Raw genomic sequence first — 25,692 nt, forward strand, 5'->3', positions numbered from 1 at the left:
GCCCCACTGGTAGCTAACTCCCCCGGAAGCTAACCTCTGTTGAAGCGATCGCCGGTTTTTCTCGTCGTTATTAAATAGCGTGGCTCTTTAGGCGATACTGCCCCGTTTGCGCGCTTCCTTGTAGGACGTACCAATATTTCGTAGCCCCGCTCGAATCATTTGCTGCTCTAGTAGTGCAAAAAAGCGAGAGCGATCGCCGCCCCGAACCACCGCTTGGTTATGGGCCTCCGCCAACACGACTGGATACCCGTAGCCCTTCTGCACTTGAGCCAGGGTTAAGCTGAGGGCCATCTCTAACAAAGTAGTATCTTCCGCCACCCAAGCAGGAAACTCTACTCTGGCAATTTCAGTGCCCACGTGGACGTAGCAAAAGTAGATGTTATGAGGACCATACAGATCTAAAATCCGAGCCGAACTGCGCCAAAGCGGGCTACGTTGTCCTGGTTCGAGAAATGCGGACCACAGCGCAATATCTCGTAGCGGGTCAAACACATGACAAGGAGCGCGATCGCTTTGGCCAGGGCAATGCGTGGCGCAGTCAGGGGCAGGGTGAGGGCAGGTTTGTAAGCGTAAGAAGTTGAGGGCTTCACCACTCCGAGAAGCACTGAGATAACCAATGAGGGGAATTTTGGCTAATCGCAGTTGCTCCCAAGCCTGTAAAATCTCTGGCAACAAGCGATCGCGAGCTTCATTCGGCAGCGCTTCCAAAAACCAATAAATTAGCGAACCATCTACCATCGCCAGCAGGGGGACTTGTCCTGCCTCCTGTTTCTCATCTTGCTTGCTTTCTACTTCATCCTTTACCTGGCACGCCAAGTCTGCCAATACCGTCGCTTCTGAGACAGTACGGCGATGCCCCATCCATTCCTCAGTGCGAATTCCCCATTGGCGGGAAACGTAAAGGTCTTCAGGACGGTAGAACACTTCTGGCAAGCTATCCAACAAAGGATGCAAGCTCTGCCCGTAATGCAGCACGACTCGCCCGACATTAATCAAGTAGCAGTAAGCAATCTCGTGGTGGCTGGGAGCAATTTGCGATCCATCGGTGGCGATCGCAGTATGAATGGCAGGGGCAACTCCTAAATTAACTCTTGTGGTGAGTGGTTCTACAGGTTCCGCTGCTGCAAAGCCCAGGCGATCGCTCCAGGTTTGTCGTTGCAAGACGAGTTCTGCTTGCCGAGATTGAGCTTGGGTTAGTAATTTTTGGGCTAGTTCCAAGCGCTGCCGCGAAGCAGTTGCTTCGTCCGCTAAGTGCTGGCTAATTCCCTGCATCTGCTGCGCTAGTTTAGTCAGATCAAGCATGGGGCAATTCCTAGGGCCAAGCAGCAAACTCTTGGCTAAATTGAGCGAGAGAGAGCAGTTGAATCCGAGAGGTTTGAGCAGCCAGGCTGCGGTCTGTGGCGGTGTTATAACCCCAATCTGCTAAGTAAAGCTGGACTTCTGTTAAATCAGGCTGCTTTTGTACCGATTGTAAGGTTTTTAAGCGGTCTTCAATAAACCACAACTCAGCAGCATTTGTGAGGTGATATTTAGGGGTCGCCAGCAACTCTCGTAAAATTTGGTGTTTGGGCCGCTGCACTTCTTTGCCAAAAATTTGGTTGGGAGCTAACTCAATGCCTTGCTGCTGCAACAGTTGCTCAATAAACCGCCCTTCCTTCGTAGTCACGATCACAGGTTGCCCTGACGTAGACAGAAATTGCTGAAGTCGAGCAATCACTCCAGGATAAAAGCGATGTAGAGCTAACCAGCTACTCAAATCGGTAGCAATCCATTGATCGCGCCCTTGATCGAGAGCAGCAGCAACTTCTACGGCCTGTAGGTTACTTTCAGTTAAGATTTCTTGGGCGATCGCAGGCCAATCTTGAAAAATTTTAGCAGTCGGAATCTCTAGCAATATCGCTTGGATTAGAACTGGCATTTCCCAACCTGTTTCCACGACTGGACGGAGTTGGTAAAACAGCTCAGCCACTTCTTGACTAGCTTCTAGATTGGCTACAGCATGAGGGCTATTCCAAAGGTGCCAGTAAGTTCGCCATGCGGTCTGAAAATATTCCAGCAACCCGTCACAAAGAACTCCATCAAAGTCAAGGGCAAGGACTCTTGGTGCACTTGGGGACATAACTTAGATTCTAAACTGCGCTTTAGGTAAGAACTATCTCACCTATGGCAATAAACTGCTTAGAATAAAGTATAATCATTTGGATTTAACAACTGGGGCGCTAGGATTCGAACCTAGGAATGGCGAGACCAAAACCCGCTGCCTTACCACTTGGCGACGCCCCATTGGATTCACATTGACAATAATAGCAGCAAAATCCCATAGTCTGTCAAGCACTTTCCAGCCACTAACTTAACTTTTTTTCAAACTTCCGCTTGCTAACTCAGATGAAGCATCACTGCTACGAAGTTTTCATCGTCTTCGCGATCGCGTTTCTTGTTGGTCCGCGGGGAAAACTGGGCACTCTCAGGTTAAATCGATTGGTTGGAGGCGACAATAAGGATATGCAACCGAACCATCGCTTCTAGTTTCAGTTCGCATGCCCTCCTTGGGTTATTTCGCTCCATTGCGTTCATTTAGACTGCGTCAGCAGACTAGAGATAGGAATATGTCCTCAGATTTAGGTTATCAAGCAACGATTCTTGCCGTAGATGACAGCGTTGTCATGCAAGAACTGATTAAGCGAGTTTTGGCGGTAGATTATCGGGTTTTGGTTTCCGATAGCGCTGTAGATGCCTTGTCAGTTCTAGGCCGTGAAAAGGTAGCGCTTTTACTTCTAGATGTTTCCATGCCAGGCATTGATGGCCTAGAGTTTTGCCGCACAGTGCGTAAATTACCTCAGTTTGAGGCGTTGCCCATCATTATGCTGACGGCCCGCGATCGCGCTTTTGATAAAGTTCAAGGGCGGCTCGCAGGCGCATCAGAATATTTGACTAAGCCGTTTGATGCCACTCAATTGCGCCAGTTAATCCAAAAATTTGTTGGCGCTCAGGCTCCGGGCAGCTCCAACTAAAGTTGGCTGCAAGGCTATTTCTGGAAGACTTTGGCTTGAATATCTAGGACCAGAGCCTATATTTTGCGAGAACTTATTTTCGAGCCAGTATTTTATCGGTCTGAACCAAGCTAAGTTAAGCGGCAATCAGACTGTCAATCTCGTTCAAGGCTTGCTCAATTTCAGTAATGCCTGTTGTGATCTCTTCCCAACTTCTTTGTTGAATCTGCTTTTCCATGCGCTCAGCTAGGTTTTGAATGACTTTGACCCCAACATTAGCGCTAGCTCCTTTAATTTGATGAGCTTTGTGCTCTAGGGTCTTAAAGTCTTGAGCCAGTACGGCTGCCTTGGCCAGAGAAACGTTTTTCCGAGTATCTTGCAGGAATAGCTGTAGCACTTGTTGCTGAAATACGCCATTGCCACGAGTGATGCGTTGAAATCGATCGAGGTCTAAGCCAACTCTTGTAGCTAATTCAGGCGTCACAACCCCTGCAGTTTCTGTAACTGGCTCCGTCTCTGGAGGCGCGATCGCGTCACACACCCAAGCGTGACTCCAACGCTTTAACTTGTCAACGAGTTGAGCTTCGTTAAAAGGTTTGTTGAGAAGGTCGTTCATGCCCGCATGAAGGCATTTTTCTTGCTCTCCCTGGACATCATTGGCAGTCATCGCAATCACTACGGCTTGTCGATTTTGCCCTTCTAGGCGACGGATTGCGGCCACAGTAGCGTAGCCATCCAAGACAGGCATCTGACAATCTAACAGGACGATGGTGTAATTTGCCTGAGCCATGAGCGCCAAAGCTTCTTGACCGTTAGTTGCTACATCAGGTTCGCAACCTAGGTTCTTAAGCTGTCTAACCACGACTCTCTGGCTGACAGGACTATCTTCTACTAACAGAATTTTAAGCTTCGATAGGTCTGTCATGGAAACGAGTACAGATTCCTCTGAAAGTTACTGAGCTAATCCTGCTTAGTTAACGCACTTAGTTAAATAGCATACTTAAATATTTTCTCTGTTTATTACCTATTTCGACAGGTTATGCAGTGAGTAAGATCACGGTCTGTATCGATTTCAGCCGCTCCTACAAACTTTTGCTTTTGGTTTTTGGCAACTACAACTTTTTGGGCAAGACTTTGCTAGTAATAAAATTGGCGATGTCATTGACGGGTAGTACGTGCTGTGCGGCCCCCAGCGCGATCGCTTCCTTAGGCATACCAAACACGATGCTACTCTTCTCATCTTGAGCAATGGTGAGGCCGCCTGCTTCAGCGATCGCTCGCATGCCCTCAGCGCCGTCTCGGCCCATTCCAGTCAACAGGGTACCGATCGCCGCCTTACCATAAAACTTGGCCACAGAGTTAAAGGTCACCGTGACTGAGGGGCGATGCCCATCTACCAAGGGCGAAACTGAGCAAAGGAACTTACCTTGGCGATCGAGTTCTAAATGCGATCGCTCCGGAGCAAAATATACCGTTCCTGCGAGTGGTACTTCACCCGCTTGAGCAATTTTGACATGCAATCGACATTCAGCCTTGAGCCAATTTACTAATCCCTGCAAAAATCCTTCGCTGATATGCTGCACACACAAGACTGGGAAGGGCAAGCTGGCAGGTAGTGGTTTCAAAACTGCTTGCAGTGCTTGGGGTCCACCTGTAGATGCTCCAATGGCTAGTACTCGCTTTGGCCCTGTACTCAAGCCTATACGCGACCCTGTAGAGGTTGGATGGTTGCTACTGGGTATACTTCCTGAAGACTGAGTCATCGGGAAGCGACGCTGCTTCGTAAAGACAGTCACACCAGACAGGACTCTAATCTTAGTGATTAATTCCTGCTTAACTAGCTCGTAATCAGTAGCCAATCCTGCACCGGGCTTTGGAAAGACATCCACCGCTCCCGCTTCTAGCAGCTGAAAGATATTATGCGTGTTGTCAGGCTGGACAGAGGCACTAATTACCAAGATGGGGCGAGGATACTCTGCCATGATTTGCTTGGTAAACTCTAGCCCATCCATCCCTGGCATATAGAAATCTGTGCAAATGACGGTCGGTTCCACTTGGGGAATCAGTTGCAAAGCTTCAATACCATTCCGGGCGGTTCCAACAACTTGAATGTCTGTTGAAGAAGAAAGCATCCGTTGCAGGATAACCAGAGATACTGGAGAATCTTCTACCAGAAAAACCCGAATTGGCAAAGACGACATCTAAACAAGTCTCCTCAAGGTGTCTAGTAACACCTTCTGGTCAAAAGTACCTTTTGTAATGTAGGCGTTGGCTCCCGCTTCTGCTCCTCGGCGCTTATCCTCATCGGTTGCTAAAGACGTGACCAAAATAATTGGCAGCTCGCTATATTCTTTATGCTGACGAATCTTAGCAGTTAACCCCAAACCATCCAAGTTGGGCATTTGCACATCAGAAATTACAGCATCAAATTCACGATTTCTCAGCTTGTTGAAGCCATCTAAGCCATCCACTGCTGTCACCACTTCGTAACCAGCACTCTCCAAAATGCGCTTCTCTTGAGTCCGAATGGTGATCGAATCTTCTACGAGCAAAACTACTTGTTTGGGTGCTTGCACTTCTGCAAAGGCCTTGGGAACCAAAGTGGTAGCTCGCTGTCGCACTGACTTGAGCAGATCTTGGGGATTGAGCACCATGCAAACTTCCCCAGTTCCTAAAATCGTTGCTCCAGCCACATTCCGGACTCGCTTGAGTAATTTGCTTTGGGGTTTGAGGACCACATCTTGTTCGTCGAGTAGAGCCTCTACCAGTAGCCCGACGCGATCGCTGCCCACCTTCAAGATGATACAGGGTAATAACTTGGAGCTGAAACCAGGCTGGGCAGGACGCGACGGTGGACTTGATTTTAGTTCTAGCAAATCCGCCAATTTCACAATCGACACAGGTTGGTCTGCCAGGATAACGGTTTCCCGCCCTTCAATGGCAAAAATCTCATGAGGTTGCACTAATAAAGTCGTATGCACGGCTTCTACGGGGATCGCATAAGGCCGCCCCTGCACTTCTACAATTAGCACATGAGCTGTGGCTAAGGTTGTGCCCATTTGGATGCGGAAGGTGCAACCTCGACCCAACTGCGACTCTACTTGAATGGTCCCCTTGAGGCGCTCGACATTGGTGCGGACCACATCTAGCCCAACCCCTCGGCCAGAAATTTCGGTAACAAAGTTTCGGGTGGAAAATCCGGGCGAAAAGATGAGTGCTTGAATTTGGCTGGGAGTCATAACGGCCAAATCTGCTTCTCGAATCACCTCTCGTTTGAGGGCTGTCTGCCTAATACTCTCAACATCTAAACCCCGACCATCATCACTGATTTCAATGACGATATTGGTGGCGGTTTGGTAGCCCTTGAGGCGAATCGTAGCCTGCCGAGACTTGGCTAATTTTTCTCGTTCTGCGGGAGATTCTATCCCATGATCAATGGCGTTGCGAACCATGTGCATCAAGGGGTCTTTCATTTCCTCCAGTATCCGCTTATCAGCCCGGGTTTCGCCACCCTCAATGATCAAATTGACTTCTTTGCCTTGTTGCTTGGCTAAGTCTCGCACGATGCGCGGCAGCAATTGAAAAATTGTGGATAGTGGCAAGAGGCGCAGAGTCCGAACGCCTTCTTCCAGTTCGCTCGCCACAATATCTAGGCGGGCATTATCCTCGTAGGCATCACTCTTTAAGCGATTAATGAGCAATCCAAGACGGTCCAGGCGTTCTTCTGTCCGTTGGTAAAACGTTTGCAGTTGTTTGAGGTCTCTCTGGGTGGCGGGGCGATCGCTAGAACTGAAGACAAACCGATTGACAAAGGTATCGCGACTCCATTCTTCCCACAAACTCGCGATCGCTTCAATCTCACTTAAGCGATGAGCCACCCGGATTTTAGTCACGGTTAGCTCACCTGTCTGGATCATCAAAGCATCGAGTTTTTGCGTCTCAACTCGAATTGTTTCAATCTTGTAGCCACCTGAATTGTTAGCATCCGCGATCGCTGGAGCCGCTGATGGCAAATTTGTTGCTGGAGTTTGAGGGAGGGCCGCAGGAGTTGCTGTGGAGTTGAGAGTCGGAGGCTCTTGAGTTGAGGGGAGATGATAACCGTTGTCCCCGCTGTTTTCTCCCAGATCAGCAGTCACAAATTCGCCGATAACCACATGGCTGCCCTCGTGAGGTAATCCCTCAGTGGCAATCAAGGGAATTGTTGTGGCTGAATCAGCAGAATTAGCATCTTTAGTATCTGGTGGAGTTTCTGCGTCAACAGGCTGTATCAGGTGGCCGTTTACTACTTCAGCGGTATCCCTAGCGCTGTTGCTCGCTACTAAAGATGTATCAGTGGGAATTTCCTGGAGATCTGTGGCGGTAGGTAAGGCAAGCGTGGTACTGGCAGATTGATCAGCAGAGACGGCTGAGGACGAGGAATCTGATTCCGGTGCTCCCATTAAATGAGCGAGGACGTGGAAAGCATTAATGTCAGCAGGTTCTCCTGTGACTGATTCATGCACTAATTTACGGATTGCATCTAAGCCGTAGTAGAGGCGATCGCTCACTGCCGCTAGCCTTATGTTGCCCCGCTTAACCGTTCCTAGAACATTTTCGATCTGGTGCGCCAAGGTGCCGACATCTCTGACTCCTAGCATGTTGGCATCACCCTTCAGGCTGTGCGCTTCTCGCAGTAAATCTTCTAATCTAGTGCGATCGCTCGGATGTTCCTCCAAATACAGTAAGCCTGCTTCGAGGTGCTGTAAATGTTCTTCGCTGGCAGTTTTAAAGATACTCCGGAGTTCATCGTCGTCGATCATCATAATTAGGGGTCAACCTACTTGAAATATCTAGATTAAATTTTTCCAATGCGACGCTGCTTCATTAAAAAGAAATGCACCAATGAGCTTAATTCGCAGGGTCATACCTTCAGACATGGAATAAATTCCATTTAAATGAATTCACTACACCACTACCTTCAAGTCGTAGGCAGCTTCGTTCAGTTTTTGCGTACTGGCCTTGGTTTGACTAATACCGCTCGCTGTTTCTAGGGCTCTCTGATTGAGAGAAATCATTGCATCTACAACTTGCTCAATCGCGATCGCTTGTTGTTTTGCAGTCAGTGAAATTTGTTGGTTATTGACAGTGATATTGTTCATCGCCGTCACAATTCCCTCCACAGTTTTGGTGCCTTCATCGGCCACCATTACGGTAGAGTTCGTTGCATTTTGAACATCAGAAACAAGCGAACTAATTCGTTCTGCTGACTTACGGCTTTGATCAGCCAGCTTGCGAATTTCGGCAGCGACTACAGCGAAACCTCTGCCATGTTCTCCCGCCCTAGCTGCTTCTACAGCCGCATTCAAGGCCAACATATTAGTTTGGTTGGCTAGATCGCTAACCAAGCTGGAGATGCTGCCAATCTGATTTGTTTGTTCACTTAAGCGCAGAATTTGCTCAGCAATCTGTCCTACTTTGTCGCGCAGGCTAGAATTATGCTCTCCCAATTGCCGCCCACCTAAACCATTGCCATCAACCAAAATAAGCGCTTGTTGGGCACTGTTTGCTGCTGCTTCAGCTTGCTGAGCTGACTGCCGGGAAGAAGCACTCAACTCATCCATTGTGGTTGTGGTTTCGCTTACGGCTGCGGCTTGCTGAGTAGCCGTGTGCTCCTGCTGCTCAACGGCTGCCGCAATTTCTGAAGCAGAGCTAGCGATCGCGGTTGCAACTTGATTAATCGGCTGGACTACCCGCCGCGCAATAAAAATCGCTACTGAGGAGCCTAAAATAATTGCCACTAAAGTTCCCCCTAGGGAGATCAAAGAGGCAAGTTGCTCAGCTTGTGTGGCTGCTGCCCGCCGCTGGACCAATAGGTCATCCTCGACGGATTGCATCTTGTTAAGCTCGCGGCGAATGTTGTCCATCACGGTTTTGCCTAGGCCAGACAAAACTAAAGCTCTGAGTTCCTGTTCTTTGCCTTGACGCTTGAGTGCAATGGTTTGGGCCAGCTCATCTAATTTTTGCTGGGTTAATCTTTCGACCTCAACCAGCGATCGCTTTTGCTCTTCATTGCTAAGTTTACTTCTCAACTGACTAATATCAGTCGGAAGGCTGGTCGTCGCTGCGTTATAGGGTTCTAGAAACTCTTCTTTGCCTGTAAAAATGAATCCACGTTGGCCGGTCTCAGCATTAATCAAAGACTTTTCTAGCTCTTGAAGACTTCCTTTAATTTGATAGGTGCGGTTAACCGATGCCATTGAGTTAGCCAAGACCTGCATACTTAGCTTTGAGGCCAAACCAACACCAATCATCAGGGCAAAAATAGTCCCAAATCCAATGGGTACAACTCGACTCAACTTCATGTTGTTGTGCAGCATTTTATTTCCTATGGCTCAGCATTTTTATGATTGCAGTACAAATTATTGTATTTTTCTGGCGATCGCTTTGCCTAAAACAACTACTTAATATTTTGCACATCGGAGCACTTTTAAAGATTTCATAAATTCCAGTGAATCTCAGTATTTATACTGTTTTTGATTTTTAATTTAAACAAAAGACATTGAATTTATGGCTCACTGACCACAAAGCAATATTCAGTCAAGCTTGACTTCTTTAAGAAACCCCATTCCTGCCTGAAAACTATAGGTTATTGATAAAATTTCACGATACTAAAAATTAGAAATAGTTTCTTTTAGATTTATTTTAAAGAAATAGGCTGCGATAAAAACTTGAAAATACAGCTCTTAATAAGAGTTAAAACTAGAATCAAGTGAAACTTGAAATTTAATCAAGAAATCTATAGTTCTTCTTCCACGAACAAATTACCTTGATCTAAAACTTTTGACATATCTAAAATTCCCATCATTTTTTCTCGATAGAAAGCTGTACCTTTAAGAAAATTACTACCTTCTGAATACAGAGTCGTGGGCACAGCTTTTAGCTCACCGGGCTGAAGATAACTCACATCAAATACTTCATCTACAGTGATTCCAGCGATTAATCCGTCAATATCCACGATCATGGCTTTCATGCCAGAATGACTGGGGTTGCCCGCTAAATTCAAGAGGCTGCGAACATCAATGAGTGTGACAATTTCACCACGCAAGTTCATATTGCCAATAATATGATCTGGGCAACAGGGAACTGGAGTAATTTTGCGGATATCTGTAAATTCACGGACAAACTTGAGATCTAGGCCAAAATATTCTCCATTCAGCCCCACCACAGCAAGTGGGATCAATCCCGTAAAATCTTGATTCTGAGGTAACTGTAATAAATTTGCGGCTCGTTCCCGTAAGATGGCTTTTTCGGCTGCGGTGAGATGAGGGCAGAACTCTGATGTCGAGTGGCTTGTTGGCTCTACTGCCCCCTCTAAGGAAGTCAAAACCTCGTTTACTGAGGGATACCGCACTAAATTTTTCTGATTAAGAATAGTAATAATTTCGCCATCAACCTTGGCAATCCCAGCGGTGAACCTCGATGTAGTTTCTGCCTCTCTACCATAGGGAACTGCTACCTCAATACTGGCCCGATCGAGATTTTTAACTTCATCAACTTGATTGACCAAAATGCCAATCATTACCTCCTGCCACTCCAGCACGATAATACTATCGCTAAGCTGATAATCCTGAGGTTGTCGTCCAAACCGACGATCCAGATCCATAACAGGCAGCACTTTGCCCCGAAGATTAATCAAGCCAATAAAATCTGGCGGCATCTCTACAGCCGTTGTGAGTTCTGGTAGATAAAAGATTTCCTGAATTAGGTTAGCTTCTAGCCCATAGAGCGAACCATGTAAACTGAAGACTAAATAGGGAGTCGGCAACATTGGTTTATAACAGATGAGTAATTTTTTTAAGATTTAAGAAGTGATAGTCAAGTAATTTTAGTTAAGTATTTTTATTCAATAACTTCTTGACGTAGAGTAGTAAATCACCTGCTGCTGAGTGATTTTGGTATTCTACAGTTGTATCAGGAGAAATCTGCTTCAAGAGATCTAATGCTGTACTACGCATTTTTGTAGACCTAATGATGTCATTTTCTCTTGCATAAATTGCGCCTAAATCCAGATAAGCAGCGATCGCTTTAGGATCTAAATAGATAATCTTTTTTAAGATGGATTTGGCTGACTCAATGTCCCCTTCTTCTTCAAACACTTTAGCTAATAAGTAATAAGGCTTAATAGAGTGTATATCTAAGGAAATTGCTCTTTGACAGTAGTTCTTTGCCTCCTGATATTGCCCTAAGTTAGCATGGGCCTGAGCCATTAAGTAATAAGCATCGAAACTAATTGAGTCATACTTAATAGCTTGGCTTGCTGCTTGGAGAGCTAATACACACAAACCATCTCTCAACAAATTTTCGGCTTGTGTGAGCGATGCTTGATATAGGGCCAAGTGGATTTTGGCTGAGGCGTTAGAGTGAGCCTGCGAGTTTGTATCTAACTCACTAACTGTTTTGTAGGTGGATTTATAACCTACCTCAGGACTGGGGAGAGAATTTGCTGGGAATGCCTCTTTCCCGACAGACCTAATTTCTTGGTTGGGCGATCGCTGAAGTTTGAATTCTTGGGAGCCTAGCGGATGAGTCTGACTTCTGGCTGGATTAGCATTGGGTTCAGTGGATGAAATACGGCGCTGATATGCCACCGATTCTGGCCAGATTCGGGTTTGAAATTGAGTCAGTTCTTGATTGTACAGCTCCGCGTGGCCCGTAATTAAATAGCCACCAGGCCTCAAGCAATTGTAAAATTTTTGCAAAACTACCGCGATCGCCGCAGCATCAAAATAGATAAATACATTACGGCAAAGGATTAAATCTAAGTCACAAATATCAGATAGAGGATTAGGAAGTCTATCTTGAATCAAATTCCCTGGATAAAACTTCACCATTTCTCGGATTTTTGGGTTGATTTCCCACTCGGAGCGATGAGGAGAAAAGTATTGTTGCTGTAATTCAGCACCAAATGTTCGAAAAGACCAAGAGCTATAGCTACCTTTTCTAGCTTTCTTGATGGCTTCAGGATTAATATCAGTTCCTAAGATAGTGATGTTCCAGTCATCTTGTCTTGGCAACAACTCATGCACCAAGATTGCCAGCGAATAAGCTTCCTCCCCCGTAGAACACCCAGCACTCCAAATTTTGAGTGAAGCTTTAGATCTTCCTTGCTTGACTTTTAAATCTTTTTGGTAGTCAATTAGTTCTGGCAGTATTTTATTTTTTAGTAAAGTAATTTGTCCTTGGTCACGAAAGAGATAACTTTCTCCTGTGGTTAATAGAATAATTAATTCTTGCCATTCGCGATCGCTTTGAGGCGTAGGCATTTCTAAGAGCTTATAATATTGAGCCAATTCAGATATTTTAAGGCTCTGCATTCTACTGAGAATCTTCTTGTAAATATTAGGCTGATCTTGCAGACGAATTTGTAATCCTGTCCGTGCTGCGATCAATTCAGTAAGAGCTTGCTGAAATTTATCCTGAATTGGAGGCATAAGTTATAAGGTCTTGATTGTTATCACTATCTGCTTTTAGGGAAGGAGCAGTAGAAAAATTCAAAAGCATTGAGCTTAACTTCTATTAGTTACCTAATAAACGAGAAAGTGCTGCGGTAGAGTCTAAGCTAGCTTATGCCGTCATTCTGTGGATGTGATTTGTGGATGTAGAAACTACTGCCGTCTAGTTTTGTTTAGGCGACATCAACTGTGGTGGTTTCTACGGGTTTTAGAGCGGTAGGAGGAGTGATAGGAATTTGAATCCAAAACTCTGACCCTTGCTCTGGCTCTGAAACACACTGAAGAGTGCCACCGTGCTTTTCTACAACGATCTGATAGCTAATGGAAAGCCCTAAACCTGTACCCTTGCCTACTGGCTTTGTCGTGAAGAATGGATCGAATAAACGTCCTCTTACAGATTCACTCACACCAGGACCATTATCCTTAATACGAATCAAAACTTGCGGACTAGAACTAGTGGTTGCTAAGCCTAACAGTTCTGAAGCTGCGGCTAATTCAGGAGTGAGCAGTTCGGTTCGAATTGTAATCTGACCCAGTTGGGGCTGTTCTTCTAACGCATCCACTGCATTGCCAAGAATATTCATAAACACTTGATTTAACTGGCCTGCGTAACATTCCACCAAAGGCAGTTCTCCGTATTCTTTCACCACTTCGATGCCTTGATGACTTCCCGCAGGCTTGAGGCGGTTTTGCAAAATTAATAAGGTATTATCAATGCCTTCGTGAATATTGACTGGTTTCATCTCAGCTTCATCTAAGCGGGAGAAGTTGCGCAACGACAGCACGATTTGGCGGATGCGGTCTGCCCCCATTTTCATGGAGGAAAGCAGCTTCAATAAATCCTCTGTCATAAACTCAACATCCAATTCTTCTATCTGCTGCTGAATACTCTCCACAGGCTCGGGATAGCATTTTTGGTACAGATGCAGTAGTTCGAGTAGGTCTTGGATGTAGTTGTCGGCGTAGATGAGATTGCCGCTGATGAAGTTCACCGGATTGTTGATTTCATGAGCTACCCCAGCTACTAGTTGACCCAAGCTAGACATCTTTTCGGTCTGAATTAGTTGAGTTTGAGTATGTTTGAGATGTTGTAGCGCCTCTGTCAACTGTTTTGCTTGCATTTGGGCTGCAAAGGCAGCAGCACGAGTTTGAGCATATAGCTCCGCTTGATCAATCGCGATCGCCAGTTGGTCGGTCACGGCTCGCAACAACTCTACTTCTACCTCAGTCCAATGCCGAGGGCCACTCGTATGGCTACAAACAATGGCTCCAAATTGTCCCGAACGAGTTTCTAAGGGAAGCAGTAATTGCGAAGTCATCCCTAAATGGGATAACAAAGCTTTCACATCCACATCGATGTTCTGCTCATTGCTAGCATCATTAATTTGAATGACATCGGCGCTCAGAACTTGCCTAACGACTAAATCAGTGTACTGGGGTGGAAAATCTCCTAACAAACTAGGGAGAGTGGCATGCCGAGCTTCATGAGTGACGGCTAGAGTGGGTTGTTCTGGATGTGGCCAGCACCAAACGAAATGACATCGATCGATCTTTAACAAACTGCGGATTTCAGTGACAGCCGTTTCTAAAATGGTGTCTAAATCGAGCGAGTTACGAATTTGATTGGCTAAGCGCAACATTAAAGCTTCGCGCCGACTCAACAACTCTTCTCGCGCCCAAGCTCGGTCGATCGCAACTGCAATGCTGTTAGCGACCCAGCCCAAAAAGTTCTGGACTGTGTCTGTAATTACCTTGCGACTAAAGAGCGCCATCACTCCGACGAGTCGGTCTTCCACAATCAGCGGATAGCCTACAAAGGTCTGCATCCCTTCTTGCTGCACCCATTCAGTAGCTCCAATGCACAAATCCTTGGACACATCATGACTTAAGTAAGGCGTACGATTTTGGGCAATGAAGCCAACAATGGAGATGCCCAAAGAGATCAAACTGGGGAAGTCTTCTGTATGGCTGTGTTGTCCTGCGATCGCCTGTAGCTCTAATAAATTGGTATCGGCGTTGAAGGTCCAGATACGTACAAAGGCGGCTTCGAGTTGCTGAGCCACTGCATTAACAAAGCGATCCAGCACCTCTGGTAAATCTCCGCCTTGGGCCAAGGCAATCCCAGTTTCCGCACTTAAGGTTGAGAGGCGCGATCGCTCAATCAGAGCTACTTCCGCTTGCTTTCTAGCCGTTACGTCTCGGAAATAAACCGAGAGGCCATCTTGGTAAGGATACGCCTGCACCTCAAACCACGTTTCTAGAGGTGCGTAGAATTCCTCAAAATGTACCGTTACCTGCTCACTCACAGCTCTGTGATACTCACGGTGAAATGTAGATCCTACAGTCTCCGGTAACTGGTCCCAAATCCGCTGACCAATCAACTCGGCTCGATCCCTAAACAAGATCTGCTCAGCTTGTGAGTTGACGTAAGTAAAGCGCCAATCGCGATCGAGCGCAAAAAACGCATCAGTGACACTCTCTAAAATATTGATGATGCGCTTGTTCGACTTTTGCAGCTCTTCCTCGGCCCATTTGCGATCGCTGATGTCGATCAAGATGCCATTCCACAGGAGATCTCCGTTAGCTTGCCGAGACGGACATGACGCCCCTTGAATCCATTTCACTTGGCCTGAGGCCAAAACAAATCTTCCCTCCCAGGTCCACGACCCTAAGGTTTGAGCTGAAACTGCAATAGATTGATCTAAACCTGGGCGATCTTCTAAGTGGACTAGGCTAAAAATGGCATCAGCATCCTGTTGAATGGCTTCTGGCTCCAACTCCAGCAATTCGCGTGACCCAGGGCTGATAAAGGGAAAAGCCAACGAGCCATCGGAGCGCAGGAGAAACTGGTAAACCATCCCAGGAATCGTGATCGCCATCTTTTGGAAGTTGGCCTCACTCTCTTTTAAGGCCGCTTGGGCCTGCACCCATTCCGTCACATCATTCAGCGTGCCAGATGCACCCATCACGGTGCCATTCGCTGCACACATCTGTTGCATATAGATTTCTAGCCAGCAAAGTTCGCCCGCTTCGGTGAAAAAGCGGAGTTGCTGCCGAAAAGCTTCTATGTCTCCTCTCACGATCGCTTGTAGTTGGGCGTGGGTAGACTCACGCTCATCCGGATGCAAGTAGTCAGTAATGGGGCTGCCAATCGATTCTCCCAAAGAGAATCCAGTGATTTCTGTCCAAGCAGGATTGAGGAAAGTCCAGCGACCATCCACACTCAACTGGAAGATGACTTCTTTAATACTCTCGACCACAGAGCGGTACTGCCTTTCGCTCTCCTGTAGGGCTGCTTCGGCTCGCTTGCGCTCTGTAATATCTTCCGAGATCCCTAATAGATACTGCGGGTTTCCAGTGGCATCTAGTAAAGGAATTTTTTTGGTATGTAAAACTCTTGAGCCTCGGTGCTTGGTGCGAATCTTTTCTTCCGAACTATTAACTAACTGTTTAACCTGTACTACTTCTAGATCTTTGGCTCTAAAAAAGTCGGCTTCTGATTCTGGAAAGAAGTCATAATCATCTTTGCCAATCATTTCAGCTCTAGAAAGACCCGTCAGCTCTTCGCCGAACTTGTTGAATTTAACAAACTTGAATTCTTTGGCATCTTTCACAAAGATCATGTGCGGAATGTTTTCGACGATCGAGTCTAAAAACATTTGGGTCTGCCGTATTTCTGCTTCGGAAGCTTTACGCTCTGTGATGTCGTGAGCGACCGCATAAATCAATCGCTGTTCTACTAAAGGCGTAGCTTTCCAAGAAAGCCATCTATAAGAACCATCTTTGCAGCGATAGCGGTTTTCGAAGCAAAGTGTTTCTAGACCTGATTTCAATCTTTCTAGTTCTGCTGCGGTAGCTTCTTGATCGTCTGGATGTATCCATTCACTCCAGGGATGAGCCGATAACTCTTGATTGGTAAAACCTAGGTTCTTTTCCCAAGCTGGGCTGAGATATCTAAAATAGTGGTCAAAATCAGCAATAGAAAGCATGTCGAGCGAGAGCGTAAAGAAGCGATCGCGCTCCGCTTCAGCATTTCTCCGCTCTGTAATATCGATGCCTGTACAGATAATGTGCTTGATAGATTCATCTGTATTTAATAAAACCGTGTGTGACCAAGCAATCGTGCGGTGCTGTCCTGACTTGGTTAGACATTGGCTTTCATACTGACTGGCTGCATCTCCCCAATGCAATTTCTGGAGAATAGCCTCGACCTGCTTTCCTTCATCGGGAGCAATAAACCAGTCCCAGAAATACTCTCCTTTGACTTCTTCAAAGGTGTAGTCAGTTGTAGCTGTACAGACTTCGTTGATCCGAAGAACTTGACCTTGAGGATTGAGCACCACCACCAGAGCATTAGCTGTTTCTAGCACGGTAGAAACAAAGTTGCGAACTAGGTCATCCGTGGAATCCAATACGGTAGCGAGGAGAGTGCGCTCTTCCTCAAGGGCTTTCTCCGCTTGCTGGCGATCGCTAACGGCTTGAGTAAGAGCTCGGAGATTGAGCCGTAACTCTAATTGCGTCACCACTTGACGGCTCAGGGCTAGCAGTGCGTCTTGTTGCTCCGGACTTAAGATACGGGGGACATAATCAATCACGCAGAGCGTCCCCAAAGGAAATCCTGCCTGGGTGACTAAAGGTGCGCCTGCGTAAAAGCGAATGTGGGGAGCATCAACAACTAAAGGATTGGTCGCGAAGCGCTCGTCTAGTAAAGCATCCTCAACCAGGAACAACTGCGGTTGCAAAATCGCATGGGCGCAGAAGGCAACTTCTCGTGAGGTTTCACAGGCTGTCAACCCAACTTTAGATTTGAACCATTGCCGATTTTCATCGACCAAGCTCACCAAAGCAATCGGGGTTTGGCAAATATGAGCAGCCAAACGGGTGATGTCATCAAAACTAGTCTCAGGAGCAGTATCCAAGATTTGATACTGTTTCAAAGCCGCTAGTCTAATTAATTCGTTGCTAGGGATGGGTGCTTGCATAAACTAGTTGCTACCTACTGGCTGAGTCCTGTGCTAGCTGAGCGCCTGATCTGCGGTGCAGCTTGACTGTCATCACAGATGTCACAGAACATTGATATTCAAATTTCGGGCTAACTAACAGGGATCGTTGGTTTGTGTTTAGGGATAAGGATTTAGCATCGCCACACATCTGCGATCGCAACTAACTGGAGCCAATGATTTAACCTCCGTATCAACACTGAGACAGTTATTAAAGATTAGGCATTTAACCTTTACTAGCAACGAGACCCAAGGCACTTTCATTCTGATTTATGATGCCCCGAAAGTTACTAATAAGAACCAAAAGCACATCCACTTTACATTTGTCTTTATATTTGCACTTGTGCTCTACCAATCAAGCTCTGATTGAATAAGCTGCAATATGAGCGAAAGCTGAAGCTCTGATTGCTATTCGTTTTTAGAGTTTGTGCGATCGCTAATTCTAAGCAAATTAAGTTCTATTTTTCTGCTTAGTCAACTGCTGTTTTTACTACTTAGAGGCCAGCTATTACAGTATTAGTCAGTAGTTCAACTTAGGGCAAAGCTAAGTTGCAAGCCAAGTCGCCGTATTTTTAAGATATGTTAAGCAAAAGATAATTAAAGTTTGAATAGGGAATTTATAACTTTAGTTGAAGTGAAGCTCAAGACAGGATAGAAACTAAGATTTGACTTATTTTGCAGCTTTCTAATCAGGCATCAGCTTGAACAACTCAAAGATTAAGCAAATATTAAGTTTCTGTTCTGTCTTTTTTTGATTTTGTTGTGGCTGAAAATCCAGCTTTTCTAATATATAACTACTATTTCACTGACAGCGATCGCCCCATCAATTGTGATGGTTATGCAGAACTTATGCCATCCTCTTCTCCAGATTCGATACATACTGTTCTAGTAGTAGATGATAGTGCTGTAATTCGAGACTTAATCCAGACAGCTTTATCACCTAAATATCGAGTTCTGGCGTTGAGTAATGCGGTTGATGCGCTGGCAGCAATTTATCATGAGCAAATTTCCATTTTGCTACTAGATGTTTTGATGCCAGAAATTGATGGTTTAGAACTCTGCCGCACGATTCGAAATTTACCTCAATTCCATCAGCTACCTATCATTATGATAACGGCCAAGGATAGTCTCTTTGACAAGGTTCAAGGTAGGCTAGCGGGTGCAACTGAATACTTAACTAAACCTTTTAATGCTTGTCAGTTGCTCCAAACTATTGAAAGGCTGATTGAGATTAATTCACTCAAAAATTAAATTCTAGTAGCAGAACCCTAGGAACAGAGCTACTTCCGTTTGAAAATTATCAGTGAACGATAGATTTTATTGACTTTGAATTGATTGAATCTAATTGAGTCAGTGCAGAAGTATTACAGGTGGAAGAATGAGCAAAGTATTAGTGGTTGATGACCTACATAGCGAACTAGAGAGAATTTCTAGTGTTTTGCGGAATGCTGGCATTGACGTAGTACAGGCTCACGATGGTGAAGAAGCCATTAAAAAATTACAAGAGCAAGAGCTGCCTGACCTCGTAATCTTAGATGTGGTTATGCCGCGAATTAATGGTTTTGAAGTAATTCGTGAATTGCGCGAAGACGAAAAAACTAAGAAGCTCCCGATCATTATATGTACTCAAAAAAATACTGACATTGACAAGATTTGGGGCATGGAGATTGGTGCAGATGCTTATGTGACTAAGCCTTTTGATTCAGGGCAATTGCTTAACATTGTGCAACGCTTTTTGTGAATTCCGAGCTTTGGTAAATCTTTGCTCGGACACTATAGAAACTTCTGTATTTTTGAAGCTTGGTTAATTGTTTCAATATCCTTCAGAGTAGCTATTTGCAATGACTGTTCTTCCTGTACCTGCTATTGCTGCGCCTGCTACCGTTCAGCAGTTTCTCTTGTTTCGTCAAAAAGACAGCTATTTCGCGATCGAGCTGACTAAAGTCTGTGAAGTTCTCTTCTTAAAAGATCAATTACTGGCTTCAGTTCCTAATACTGCCTCTTTTATTTTGGGTTTGACTAACCTACGAGGAGAAATTTTAGTAGTTGCAGACTTTGGTCGTTTGAGCAACATCGGAGCAGTGGAATTGCAGCGAGCTCAGAGCCGAATTCTGGTTCTAGAAATTCCTGATCCGCAAAATATGCAGTTGCTGCCATTACATGTAGGCGTAGCGGTGTCTCAGGTTGAAGGAGTTGTCTCGCTCAACCCAGATCAAATTGTTTCTGCTATGGACGTGAGCCCAGAGCTAGCTCCAGTGCTCAAAGGGCTATATGACTACGAGGGCCGCTTCTTGATGATTTTAGATGCAGAAGCGATCGCTCAATCCCAGCACTGGTAAGCATTTGCCTATTGACTGCCTGTTTGTTGACTGCCTGTTTACTGTCTACTGGTTATTTATTTCTTCTAGAGGCTGCCCTCATGTCTGTTCATCCAAGTTTAGAAGCTGGTGTTCGTGCTCTTCAGTCGGGTCATTATCAAGAAGCGATCGCATTGCTAGAGCAAGTACAAGCCGACAATCCGCAAGATGCCAATCTTCACTACTGGCTCGCCCGTGCTTACCAGAGGGCAATATATGCCTCTGAGCATGCTACATCCTATAGTGCTATTCCTATGGCTCCGCCTCGGACTGTTTTCGAGCCTGCCGATGAAGTGACAGAACCTCACGCTGCTCCAGATTCAGGCATCAATTCCAGCCAACTCCGAGATGAACTGCTAGCAGATGAACAACGCTTGATTTTGGCCCGCGAACTAGGATTACTCAACCTCAACTACGTTGCAGCTCCGACTGTCTCTCAATCTGTGATGCTCGGTCATTCGCCAGAGCAGCCGCTAGGCTCCCCGCCGTTTGGCCGAAAAATCATGATTACCGTTCTAAGTCTCAGCATTGTGCCTACATTGTTGCTGGGAATGTTAGCCATCGGAGCAACTACTTATTTCACCACCCAACCTGATGCAACCGCAGGGCAGCCATCCTGTTTAATCACATTAGCGGTGGCAACAGGACTGATCGCAGCAGTCGCGGGCGCGATCGCCACAAGTTTGTCTCGGCAAACAATTCAGCCTTTATTGACAGCCGCCGCTGTCGCCACAAAAATCAGCCAAGGAGATTTGAGCGCCCGTGTACCCGCAGCAGGCAACCAGGAAATTGTCACACTGGGAGCTGGGGTCAATCACTTAGCAGAGCGCATCCAAGGCTTGGTGCAGCAGAATCAAGAGCAAGCACAGCGGCAGCAAAAAGAACAAACTCAATGGCAACGACAGGTCCATGCGATCGCTCAGACCGTACAGAACTTGGCGGCAGGCAAGCTAGATGCTCGCATCTCTAATGTTCAAGCCCCCAACTTTCTGCAAGAGCTAGGCGATCAAGTCAATTCGATGGGCGCTCGGCTAGAAACATTAATTACAGAATTACGCAATCAACAGAAAGCCTTAGATGCCTCCGCGATCGTGTCAGTGACCGATCGACAAGGACTCATTACCTACACCAATCAAAAATTTTCTGAGATCTCTGGTTACAGCCGGGAAGAACTGTCAGGCCAAAATCATCGGATTGTCAATTCTGGAACGCATTCCAAAGAATTCTTTACAGCGCTTTGGGCGACTATTGCCAATGGCAAAACATGGCGCGGCGAAATTAAAAATAAGCGCAAGGATGGCTCCTTCTATTGGGTGGATTCCACTCTTATGCCCCTGTTTGATAGCAAAGGTAATATCTCTGGCTACATTGGGGTACGCTTTGACATCACAGAACGCAAACAAGCAGAAGAACGCCTGCAAACCTTGGCATTAGCACAGGTAAGTCTAGTTCAAGAAATTAAAAATCGGCAAAATGTTTTAGACGAAGCCGCCATTGTGAGCGAAACCGATCGCAAAGGAAACATTACCTTTATCAATGACAAGTTCTGTGAGATCTCCGGCTATAGTCGCGAAGAACTACTAGGTCAGAATCACCGGATTGTCAATTCTAGCCATCATGCCAAACCCTTTTTTACTGAAATGTGGAGCCTGATTTCCAGTGGTCGAGTCTGGAAAGGCGAAATTAAAAATAAGCGCAAAGATGGAGCGTTCTACTGGGTTGACTCCACGATTGCACCGATCTTTGATACTGACGGCAAAATCGTCAAATATATCGGCATTCGCTTCGATGTGACTGAGCGCAAGCAGGCTGAGGAACGTCTGGAAAAACAAGCGGAAGAGCGTAAATTCGAAGCAGATGCGATCACCCAACAAGTCGTCAATCTGCTGAATGAGATTAAAGGCGCTGCGAAGGGGGATTTAACTGTCAAGGCTCAAGTCACCAATGACTCTTTAGGAGCACTGGCCGATTCCTTTAACTACCTGATCAGCTCGCTGCGCAAGGTTGTCCTGAATATTCAATCTGCGGCTATTCAGGTGAATCAATCGACTACAGACTCGATCAACAACACGAATGAGTTAGCCCAGCAAGCCCGGACCCAAGCTTCTCAAATTGAAAGTACCCTGCGGCAAATTGAGCGACTGCTGAACTCTATCCAAGATGTTGCTGAAGCGGCAAATCGAGCCGAGCATGTGGCTAAACAAGCTGCTCAAACTGCAGAAATTGGTGGTGAAGCGGTCGATCGCACAGTCGATGGCATTAATGACCTCCGCCTCACGATTTCTGAGACCTCCAAAATGATGAAACGCTTGGGAGAAGGTTCGCAGCAAATCGGCAAGATTGTTACCTCTATTTCTCAGATTGCTTCCCAGACCAACCTCCTAGCCCTCAATGCCACGATTGAGGCAGCGCGAGCAGGAGAGCAAGGCAAAGGCTTTGCGGTCGTAGCCGAAGAAGTTCGCAAGCTCGCAGAGCGCTCTGCTTCTGCCACTGAGGAAATTTCTGACATTGTCAGCACCATCCAAGACGAAATCAGCCGAGTTATGGCAGCCATGGAAGCAGGAACGCAGCAGGTAGTAGACGGAACCCTCTTAGCCTCCGAAGCTAAAACTAATCTGAATGCCATTATTGACGTTAGTCGAGAAATTAATGGCTTGGTGCAGAACATTACCAAGGCGGCTCAGCGGCAGATAACTTCGGCTGAAGATATCTCTGGCACTATTCAGGAGGTGAGTGAGATCTCTACTAATACTGCCGAAAAAGCAGAGAACGTCACGGTGGCCTTGGATGGATTAGCCGTTGTCGTCAACAAATTGCAAAGCTCGGTCGCTAATTTCCGATCGCAGTAATGGCTCAGGGGGTACCCACGTTTGCCCTAGTTGTGCCTCGTATGTCAGCCATTGGGATTAGGCGATGAATGCAAAGGATTTAGACAGGTTGATCGGTTGTTTCATAGCCGAAGCCCAAGAATTTCTCCAGATTCTAGAAACAAATTTGTTAGCGATCGAGTGCAATCCTCAAGCCCATCGTCGTTCAGAAGCCGTGAAGGAGCTATTCCGAGCAGCCCATTCTATTAAGGGTTCAGCCTTAATGTTTGGTTTTGAGGGTCTCTCCACCGCAGCGCACGGCCTGGAAGATTGTTTTGCTATTCTGCGCGATCGCGTTGACCTGGCCCAACTAGACTCTCCGACGATCACAGCTTTGCTACAAGGGGTAGATTGTCTCAAAACCATCACCAACAGCAACTTTCAGGGTAAGGCAGAGTTTCTAGCTGAATTACAGGCGATCGCTCAAATCAAAGCTCAGCTTGAAGCACGCTATCCCAAGGTGCCAGATCCAGCTCTTTTGCCGCTGCATGCCCCTGCGAACTATGAAGTGATAAAGGCGATCTTTGAACACGAAATTTTGATGGTGCTGAATCAGTTGGAAGCTGAGTTATCTCAAGCTAGACCTGAAACGATCCCATCAGCGGTGGAGGTGCTGTCTAAGATTTATTACCAACTCTCTGGTGTGGCAGGTATGCTGCAACTGCCTGAGTTTGGTCGCGTTGCCGACACGTTGGAGGCGCTGCTCCGTTCACCAGAGTTATCCTTTGAGCAATTCCAGCAGCAAGGCTGGGCGATCGCGCAAAATCTCCAGACTGCTCGTCAGCAAATCTTAAATGGACAACCGATTACGGTTTTACCGCAGGCAACCGCGATCGCCATTACCTCTCATCGTGCTGAACCCGATAATTTGTCACACGAGCGGTTCGGAACTGAACCTAGCCAGTCCCAGCAACCACAGTTCTCAGCTCAACTGCCAACTCCCTTGGCGGAAAGTCGCTTAGCTCAGCCAACCGTGCCTATCCTGGACCACATTGGGCCAGAGACTCCAGTTTTTGCTGAGGCATCTACCCCCATACTCAGTCCTAGTGCAGACTCTCCTTCATTCAATAGCTGGCAACGTCCGACGATTCGCATTGAAGTGGACCGCTTGACGGAACTGGTTAATTTGGTGGGAGAACTGGTGATTAACCGCACCAATTTGGAAGTCCAAGGCGTACAGTTACGCTCAGAAATCAAGCACATTCGGCGAGGCATGGCAGAGCTACACCAGTTTGGTGGCCAACTTAGAGAAGAGTATGATCGCTTGAGTGTGGCTGACTGGCAAAGTGCGATCGCGCCGTCTGGTTTGGCACCTAGCCCCGCTAACTCACGCCGCTCTGCTCCATCGACATTCGACGCTTTAGAGCTAGACCAATACACTGAGTTTCATTCCAAAGCTCAGTCTGTGCTTGAGACTACCCATACGGTGGCTCAAACGGCTGACAAACTGGATGCTCTGGTTTTTACCTTTGAGCAAAGTACCGATCAACTCCGCCGCATTACCGAACAACTGCGATCGCGCGTCATGCAATTGCGGGTAGTCCCCTTCAGCCGAGCGGTCGATCACTTACCCCGTGCCCTACGAGAGCTGTGCTTGACCCATCACAAAGAAGTGAACTTACTGTTAGTGGGCCGAGACACCAAAATTGACGAAAGCTTATTAGATGCGTTGCGAGAGCCATTAGTTCAGTTATTACGGAATGCCCTTGACCACGGCATTGAACTACCTGAAGCTCGCGTGAATGCCGGGAAGCCACCTAGTGGTCAGATTGAAATTTCTGCTTTTCAACAAGGCGGTCAAACTATTGTTACCGTCACGGATGATGGCAAAGGCATTGATCCGGAAGCCATTCGTCAACAAATTGTTGCCAGAGGCCTTGTGCCTGCCGAACAAGTTCAGGATTTATCCCTTGCCGAGCTGTACGACTTTCTATTTTGGTCAGGGTTTAGCACTACCAAAGATGTCACGAGTCTTTCTGGGCGAGGGGTGGGACTGGATATTGTGCGCTCTAACCTGCGGCAAGCCCGGGGCACTGTGAAAGTTGATTCTCGCCTAGGGCAAGGAACTAGCTTTATCTTGAAGTTGCCACTTATGCTCTCGATCGCCGAAGCCTTAATGGTGCGGATCGATCACAACACAGTGGCGGTGCCCTTAGACGCGATTGAGGAGATTCTGCACATTCAGGGCGATCAGGTACAAATGGCTGGGAACCAGCCCATGATTCGTTGGCGTGGTGAATTTATCCGGTTAGTGCGATTGCAAGATCTATTGCACTACCATCCGGCTGACTCAGATTTACCATCTCCAGATCCACTGACCCAAGACTTGATTCCTATCTTGGTCCTGAGTGCTGGAGAGGGCGTAGTAGCGATCGCGGTAGAAAGACTGATGGGGCAGCAAGAAATTGTAGTTAAACCAATTCCCGCGCCGCTTTCAAAACCTAAAGGCGTGGTGGGCAGCACCATCTTAGGAAATGGACAAGTAGCTGTCATCTTAGACATCGATGACCTAGTTGAACAGTTCGGCTACCAAACCAGCCAAGCGATCGCCATGAGCGACAAAGGCCCACAGATTTTAGCCCCGGTGCCCGCGACCCAACCTCAAATTTTGGTGGTAGACGACTCCTACACGATCCGACAACTCCTGGCTTTGGCCCTAACGCGGGCGCGGTATCGAGTAGCGCAAGCCAAAGATGGCCAAGATGCGCTCGAGCAACTCCAACAAGGGCTGCAATGCGATTGCATTATTGCTGATATTGAGATGCCTCGGATGGATGGGTTTGAGTTATTGCGATCGCTCAAATCCAATTCTCAATTTGCTCACATTCCTGTCGCGATGTTGACTTCTCGCAGCGGAGCCAAACATAGAAAGTTGGCGCAGGAGTTAGGCGCGGCTCACTACTTCACTAAACCCTACAACGAAGCCCAGGTTCTAGAAGTGCTCGCCCAACTTTTAGCCGCTAGCCGGATAGCCCTTTGAAGTCTTG

15 protein-coding genes and 1 tRNA gene are annotated in these 25,692 nt (G+C 46.7%); 6 read left to right on the forward strand and 10 right to left on the reverse strand.

The window, feature by feature from the left end:
* Positions 1-87: 87 nt before the first annotated feature.
* The 3 genes from NDA01_RS00415 to NDA01_RS00425 all read right to left on the reverse strand — a co-directional run bounded on the left by NDA01_RS00415 (position 88) and on the right by NDA01_RS00425 (position 2,283).
* The gene (locus NDA01_RS00415) at positions 88-1,302 is read right to left on the reverse strand and encodes a DNA double-strand break repair nuclease NurA (RefSeq protein ID WP_348226472.1); all 1,215 of its coding nucleotides are present in this window, start codon (positions 1,300-1,302) and stop codon (positions 88-90) included.
* Between the two features lie 10 nt (positions 1,303-1,312).
* Positions 1,313-2,119 carry an HAD family hydrolase gene (locus tag NDA01_RS00420; protein WP_348226473.1) on the reverse strand — a complete coding sequence of 269 codons (807 nt, stop codon included), beginning with the start codon at positions 2,117-2,119 and terminating at the stop codon, positions 1,313-1,315.
* Positions 2,120-2,211: 92 nt separating this feature from the next.
* Positions 2,212-2,283: transfer RNA gene (locus tag NDA01_RS00425), tRNA-Gln, on the reverse strand.
* Between the two features lie 323 nt (positions 2,284-2,606).
* Between NDA01_RS00425 and NDA01_RS00430 the strand changes: the two genes are divergently transcribed.
* A complete protein-coding gene (locus NDA01_RS00430; RefSeq protein ID WP_190432155.1) occupies positions 2,607-3,011 on the forward strand; it encodes a response regulator in 405 nt (134 codons plus the stop codon).
* 115 nt (positions 3,012-3,126) lie between these two features.
* On the opposite strand, the gene NDA01_RS00435 is transcribed toward NDA01_RS00430, so the two are convergent.
* The 7 genes from NDA01_RS00435 to NDA01_RS00465 form a co-directional block, all read right to left on the reverse strand.
* Entirely contained in the window at positions 3,127-3,915 is a 789-nt protein-coding gene (locus tag NDA01_RS00435; protein WP_348226474.1) for a response regulator, read from the reverse strand.
* Positions 3,916-4,102: 187 nt separating this feature from the next.
* Positions 4,103-5,191 (reverse strand): chemotaxis-specific protein-glutamate methyltransferase CheB, encoded by a 1,089-nt coding sequence (cheB, locus tag NDA01_RS00440; RefSeq protein ID WP_348226475.1) that lies wholly within the window; start codon positions 5,189-5,191, stop codon positions 4,103-4,105.
* Positions 5,192-7,792 carry a hybrid sensor histidine kinase/response regulator gene (locus tag NDA01_RS00445; protein WP_431193266.1) on the reverse strand — a complete coding sequence of 867 codons (2,601 nt, stop codon included), beginning with the start codon at positions 7,790-7,792 and terminating at the stop codon, positions 5,192-5,194.
* Positions 7,793-7,933: 141 nt separating this feature from the next.
* Complete coding sequence (locus NDA01_RS00450) at positions 7,934-9,346, reverse strand: CHASE3 domain-containing protein (protein WP_348226476.1); 1,413 nt, start codon at positions 9,344-9,346, stop codon at positions 7,934-7,936.
* Between the two features lie 419 nt (positions 9,347-9,765).
* On the reverse strand, positions 9,766-10,797 hold the full coding sequence (locus NDA01_RS00455) for a chemotaxis protein CheW (protein WP_348226477.1): 1,032 nt from the start codon (positions 10,795-10,797) through the stop codon (positions 9,766-9,768).
* A 61-nt stretch (positions 10,798-10,858) separates the two neighbouring features.
* Positions 10,859-12,460 (reverse strand): CheR family methyltransferase, encoded by a 1,602-nt coding sequence (locus NDA01_RS00460; RefSeq protein WP_348226478.1) that lies wholly within the window; start codon positions 12,458-12,460, stop codon positions 10,859-10,861.
* Positions 12,461-12,654: 194 nt separating this feature from the next.
* Entirely contained in the window at positions 12,655-17,463 is a 4,809-nt protein-coding gene (locus NDA01_RS00465) for a PAS domain S-box protein (protein ID WP_348226479.1), read from the reverse strand.
* A gap of 780 nt (positions 17,464-18,243) precedes the next feature.
* Here NDA01_RS00465 and NDA01_RS00470 point away from each other — a divergent pair.
* The 5 genes from NDA01_RS00470 (at position 18,244) to NDA01_RS00490 (ending at position 25,685) form a co-directional block, all read left to right on the forward strand.
* Positions 18,244-18,732 (forward strand): response regulator transcription factor, encoded by a 489-nt coding sequence (locus tag NDA01_RS00470; protein WP_431193267.1) that lies wholly within the window; start codon positions 18,244-18,246, stop codon positions 18,730-18,732.
* Positions 18,733-18,859: 127 nt separating this feature from the next.
* Positions 18,860-19,222: a response regulator transcription factor gene (locus NDA01_RS00475; RefSeq protein ID WP_348226480.1), complete on the forward strand. Its 363-nt coding sequence runs from the start codon at positions 18,860-18,862 to the stop codon at positions 19,220-19,222.
* A 100-nt stretch (positions 19,223-19,322) separates the two neighbouring features.
* A complete protein-coding gene (locus NDA01_RS00480; RefSeq protein WP_348226481.1) occupies positions 19,323-19,820 on the forward strand; it encodes a chemotaxis protein CheW in 498 nt (165 codons plus the stop codon).
* Between the two features lie 80 nt (positions 19,821-19,900).
* A complete protein-coding gene (locus tag NDA01_RS00485; RefSeq protein WP_348226482.1) occupies positions 19,901-22,687 on the forward strand; it encodes a PAS domain S-box protein in 2,787 nt (928 codons plus the stop codon).
* Positions 22,688-22,751: 64 nt separating this feature from the next.
* Positions 22,752-25,685 (forward strand): hybrid sensor histidine kinase/response regulator, encoded by a 2,934-nt coding sequence (locus tag NDA01_RS00490; RefSeq protein WP_348226483.1) that lies wholly within the window; start codon positions 22,752-22,754, stop codon positions 25,683-25,685.
* Positions 25,686-25,692 lie beyond the last annotated feature (7 nt).

Origin of the sequence: Trichocoleus desertorum AS-A10, from assembly GCF_039962155.1 — a bacterium.
Lineage (GTDB): Bacteria > Cyanobacteriota > Cyanobacteriia > FACHB-46 > FACHB-46 > Trichocoleus.

Coding starts and splice junctions, on each gene's coding strand:
- NDA01_RS00415 (WP_348226472.1), bottom strand. CDS start 1,302: ATGCTTGATCTGACTAAACTAGCGCAGCAGATGCAGGGAATTAGCCAG.
- NDA01_RS00420 (WP_348226473.1), bottom strand. CDS start 2,119: ATGTCCCCAAGTGCACCAAGAGTCCTTGCCCTTGACTTTGATGGAGTT.
- NDA01_RS00430 (WP_190432155.1), top strand. CDS start 2,607: ATGTCCTCAGATTTAGGTTATCAAGCAACGATTCTTGCCGTAGATGAC.
- NDA01_RS00435 (WP_348226474.1), bottom strand. CDS start 3,915: ATGACAGACCTATCGAAGCTTAAAATTCTGTTAGTAGAAGATAGTCCT.
- cheB (WP_348226475.1), bottom strand. CDS start 5,191: ATGTCGTCTTTGCCAATTCGGGTTTTTCTGGTAGAAGATTCTCCAGTA.
- NDA01_RS00445 (WP_431193266.1), bottom strand. CDS start 7,792: ATGATGATCGACGACGATGAACTCCGGAGTATCTTTAAAACTGCCAGC.
- NDA01_RS00450 (WP_348226476.1), bottom strand. CDS start 9,346: ATGCTGCACAACAACATGAAGTTGAGTCGAGTTGTACCCATTGGATTT.
- NDA01_RS00455 (WP_348226477.1), bottom strand. CDS start 10,797: ATGTTGCCGACTCCCTATTTAGTCTTCAGTTTACATGGTTCGCTCTAT.
- NDA01_RS00460 (WP_348226478.1), bottom strand. CDS start 12,460: ATGCCTCCAATTCAGGATAAATTTCAGCAAGCTCTTACTGAATTGATC.
- NDA01_RS00465 (WP_348226479.1), bottom strand. CDS start 17,463: ATGCAAGCACCCATCCCTAGCAACGAATTAATTAGACTAGCGGCTTTG.
- NDA01_RS00475 (WP_348226480.1), top strand. CDS start 18,860: ATGAGCAAAGTATTAGTGGTTGATGACCTACATAGCGAACTAGAGAGA.
- NDA01_RS00480 (WP_348226481.1), top strand. CDS start 19,323: ATGACTGTTCTTCCTGTACCTGCTATTGCTGCGCCTGCTACCGTTCAG.
- NDA01_RS00485 (WP_348226482.1), top strand. CDS start 19,901: ATGTCTGTTCATCCAAGTTTAGAAGCTGGTGTTCGTGCTCTTCAGTCG.
- NDA01_RS00490 (WP_348226483.1), top strand. CDS start 22,752: ATGAATGCAAAGGATTTAGACAGGTTGATCGGTTGTTTCATAGCCGAA.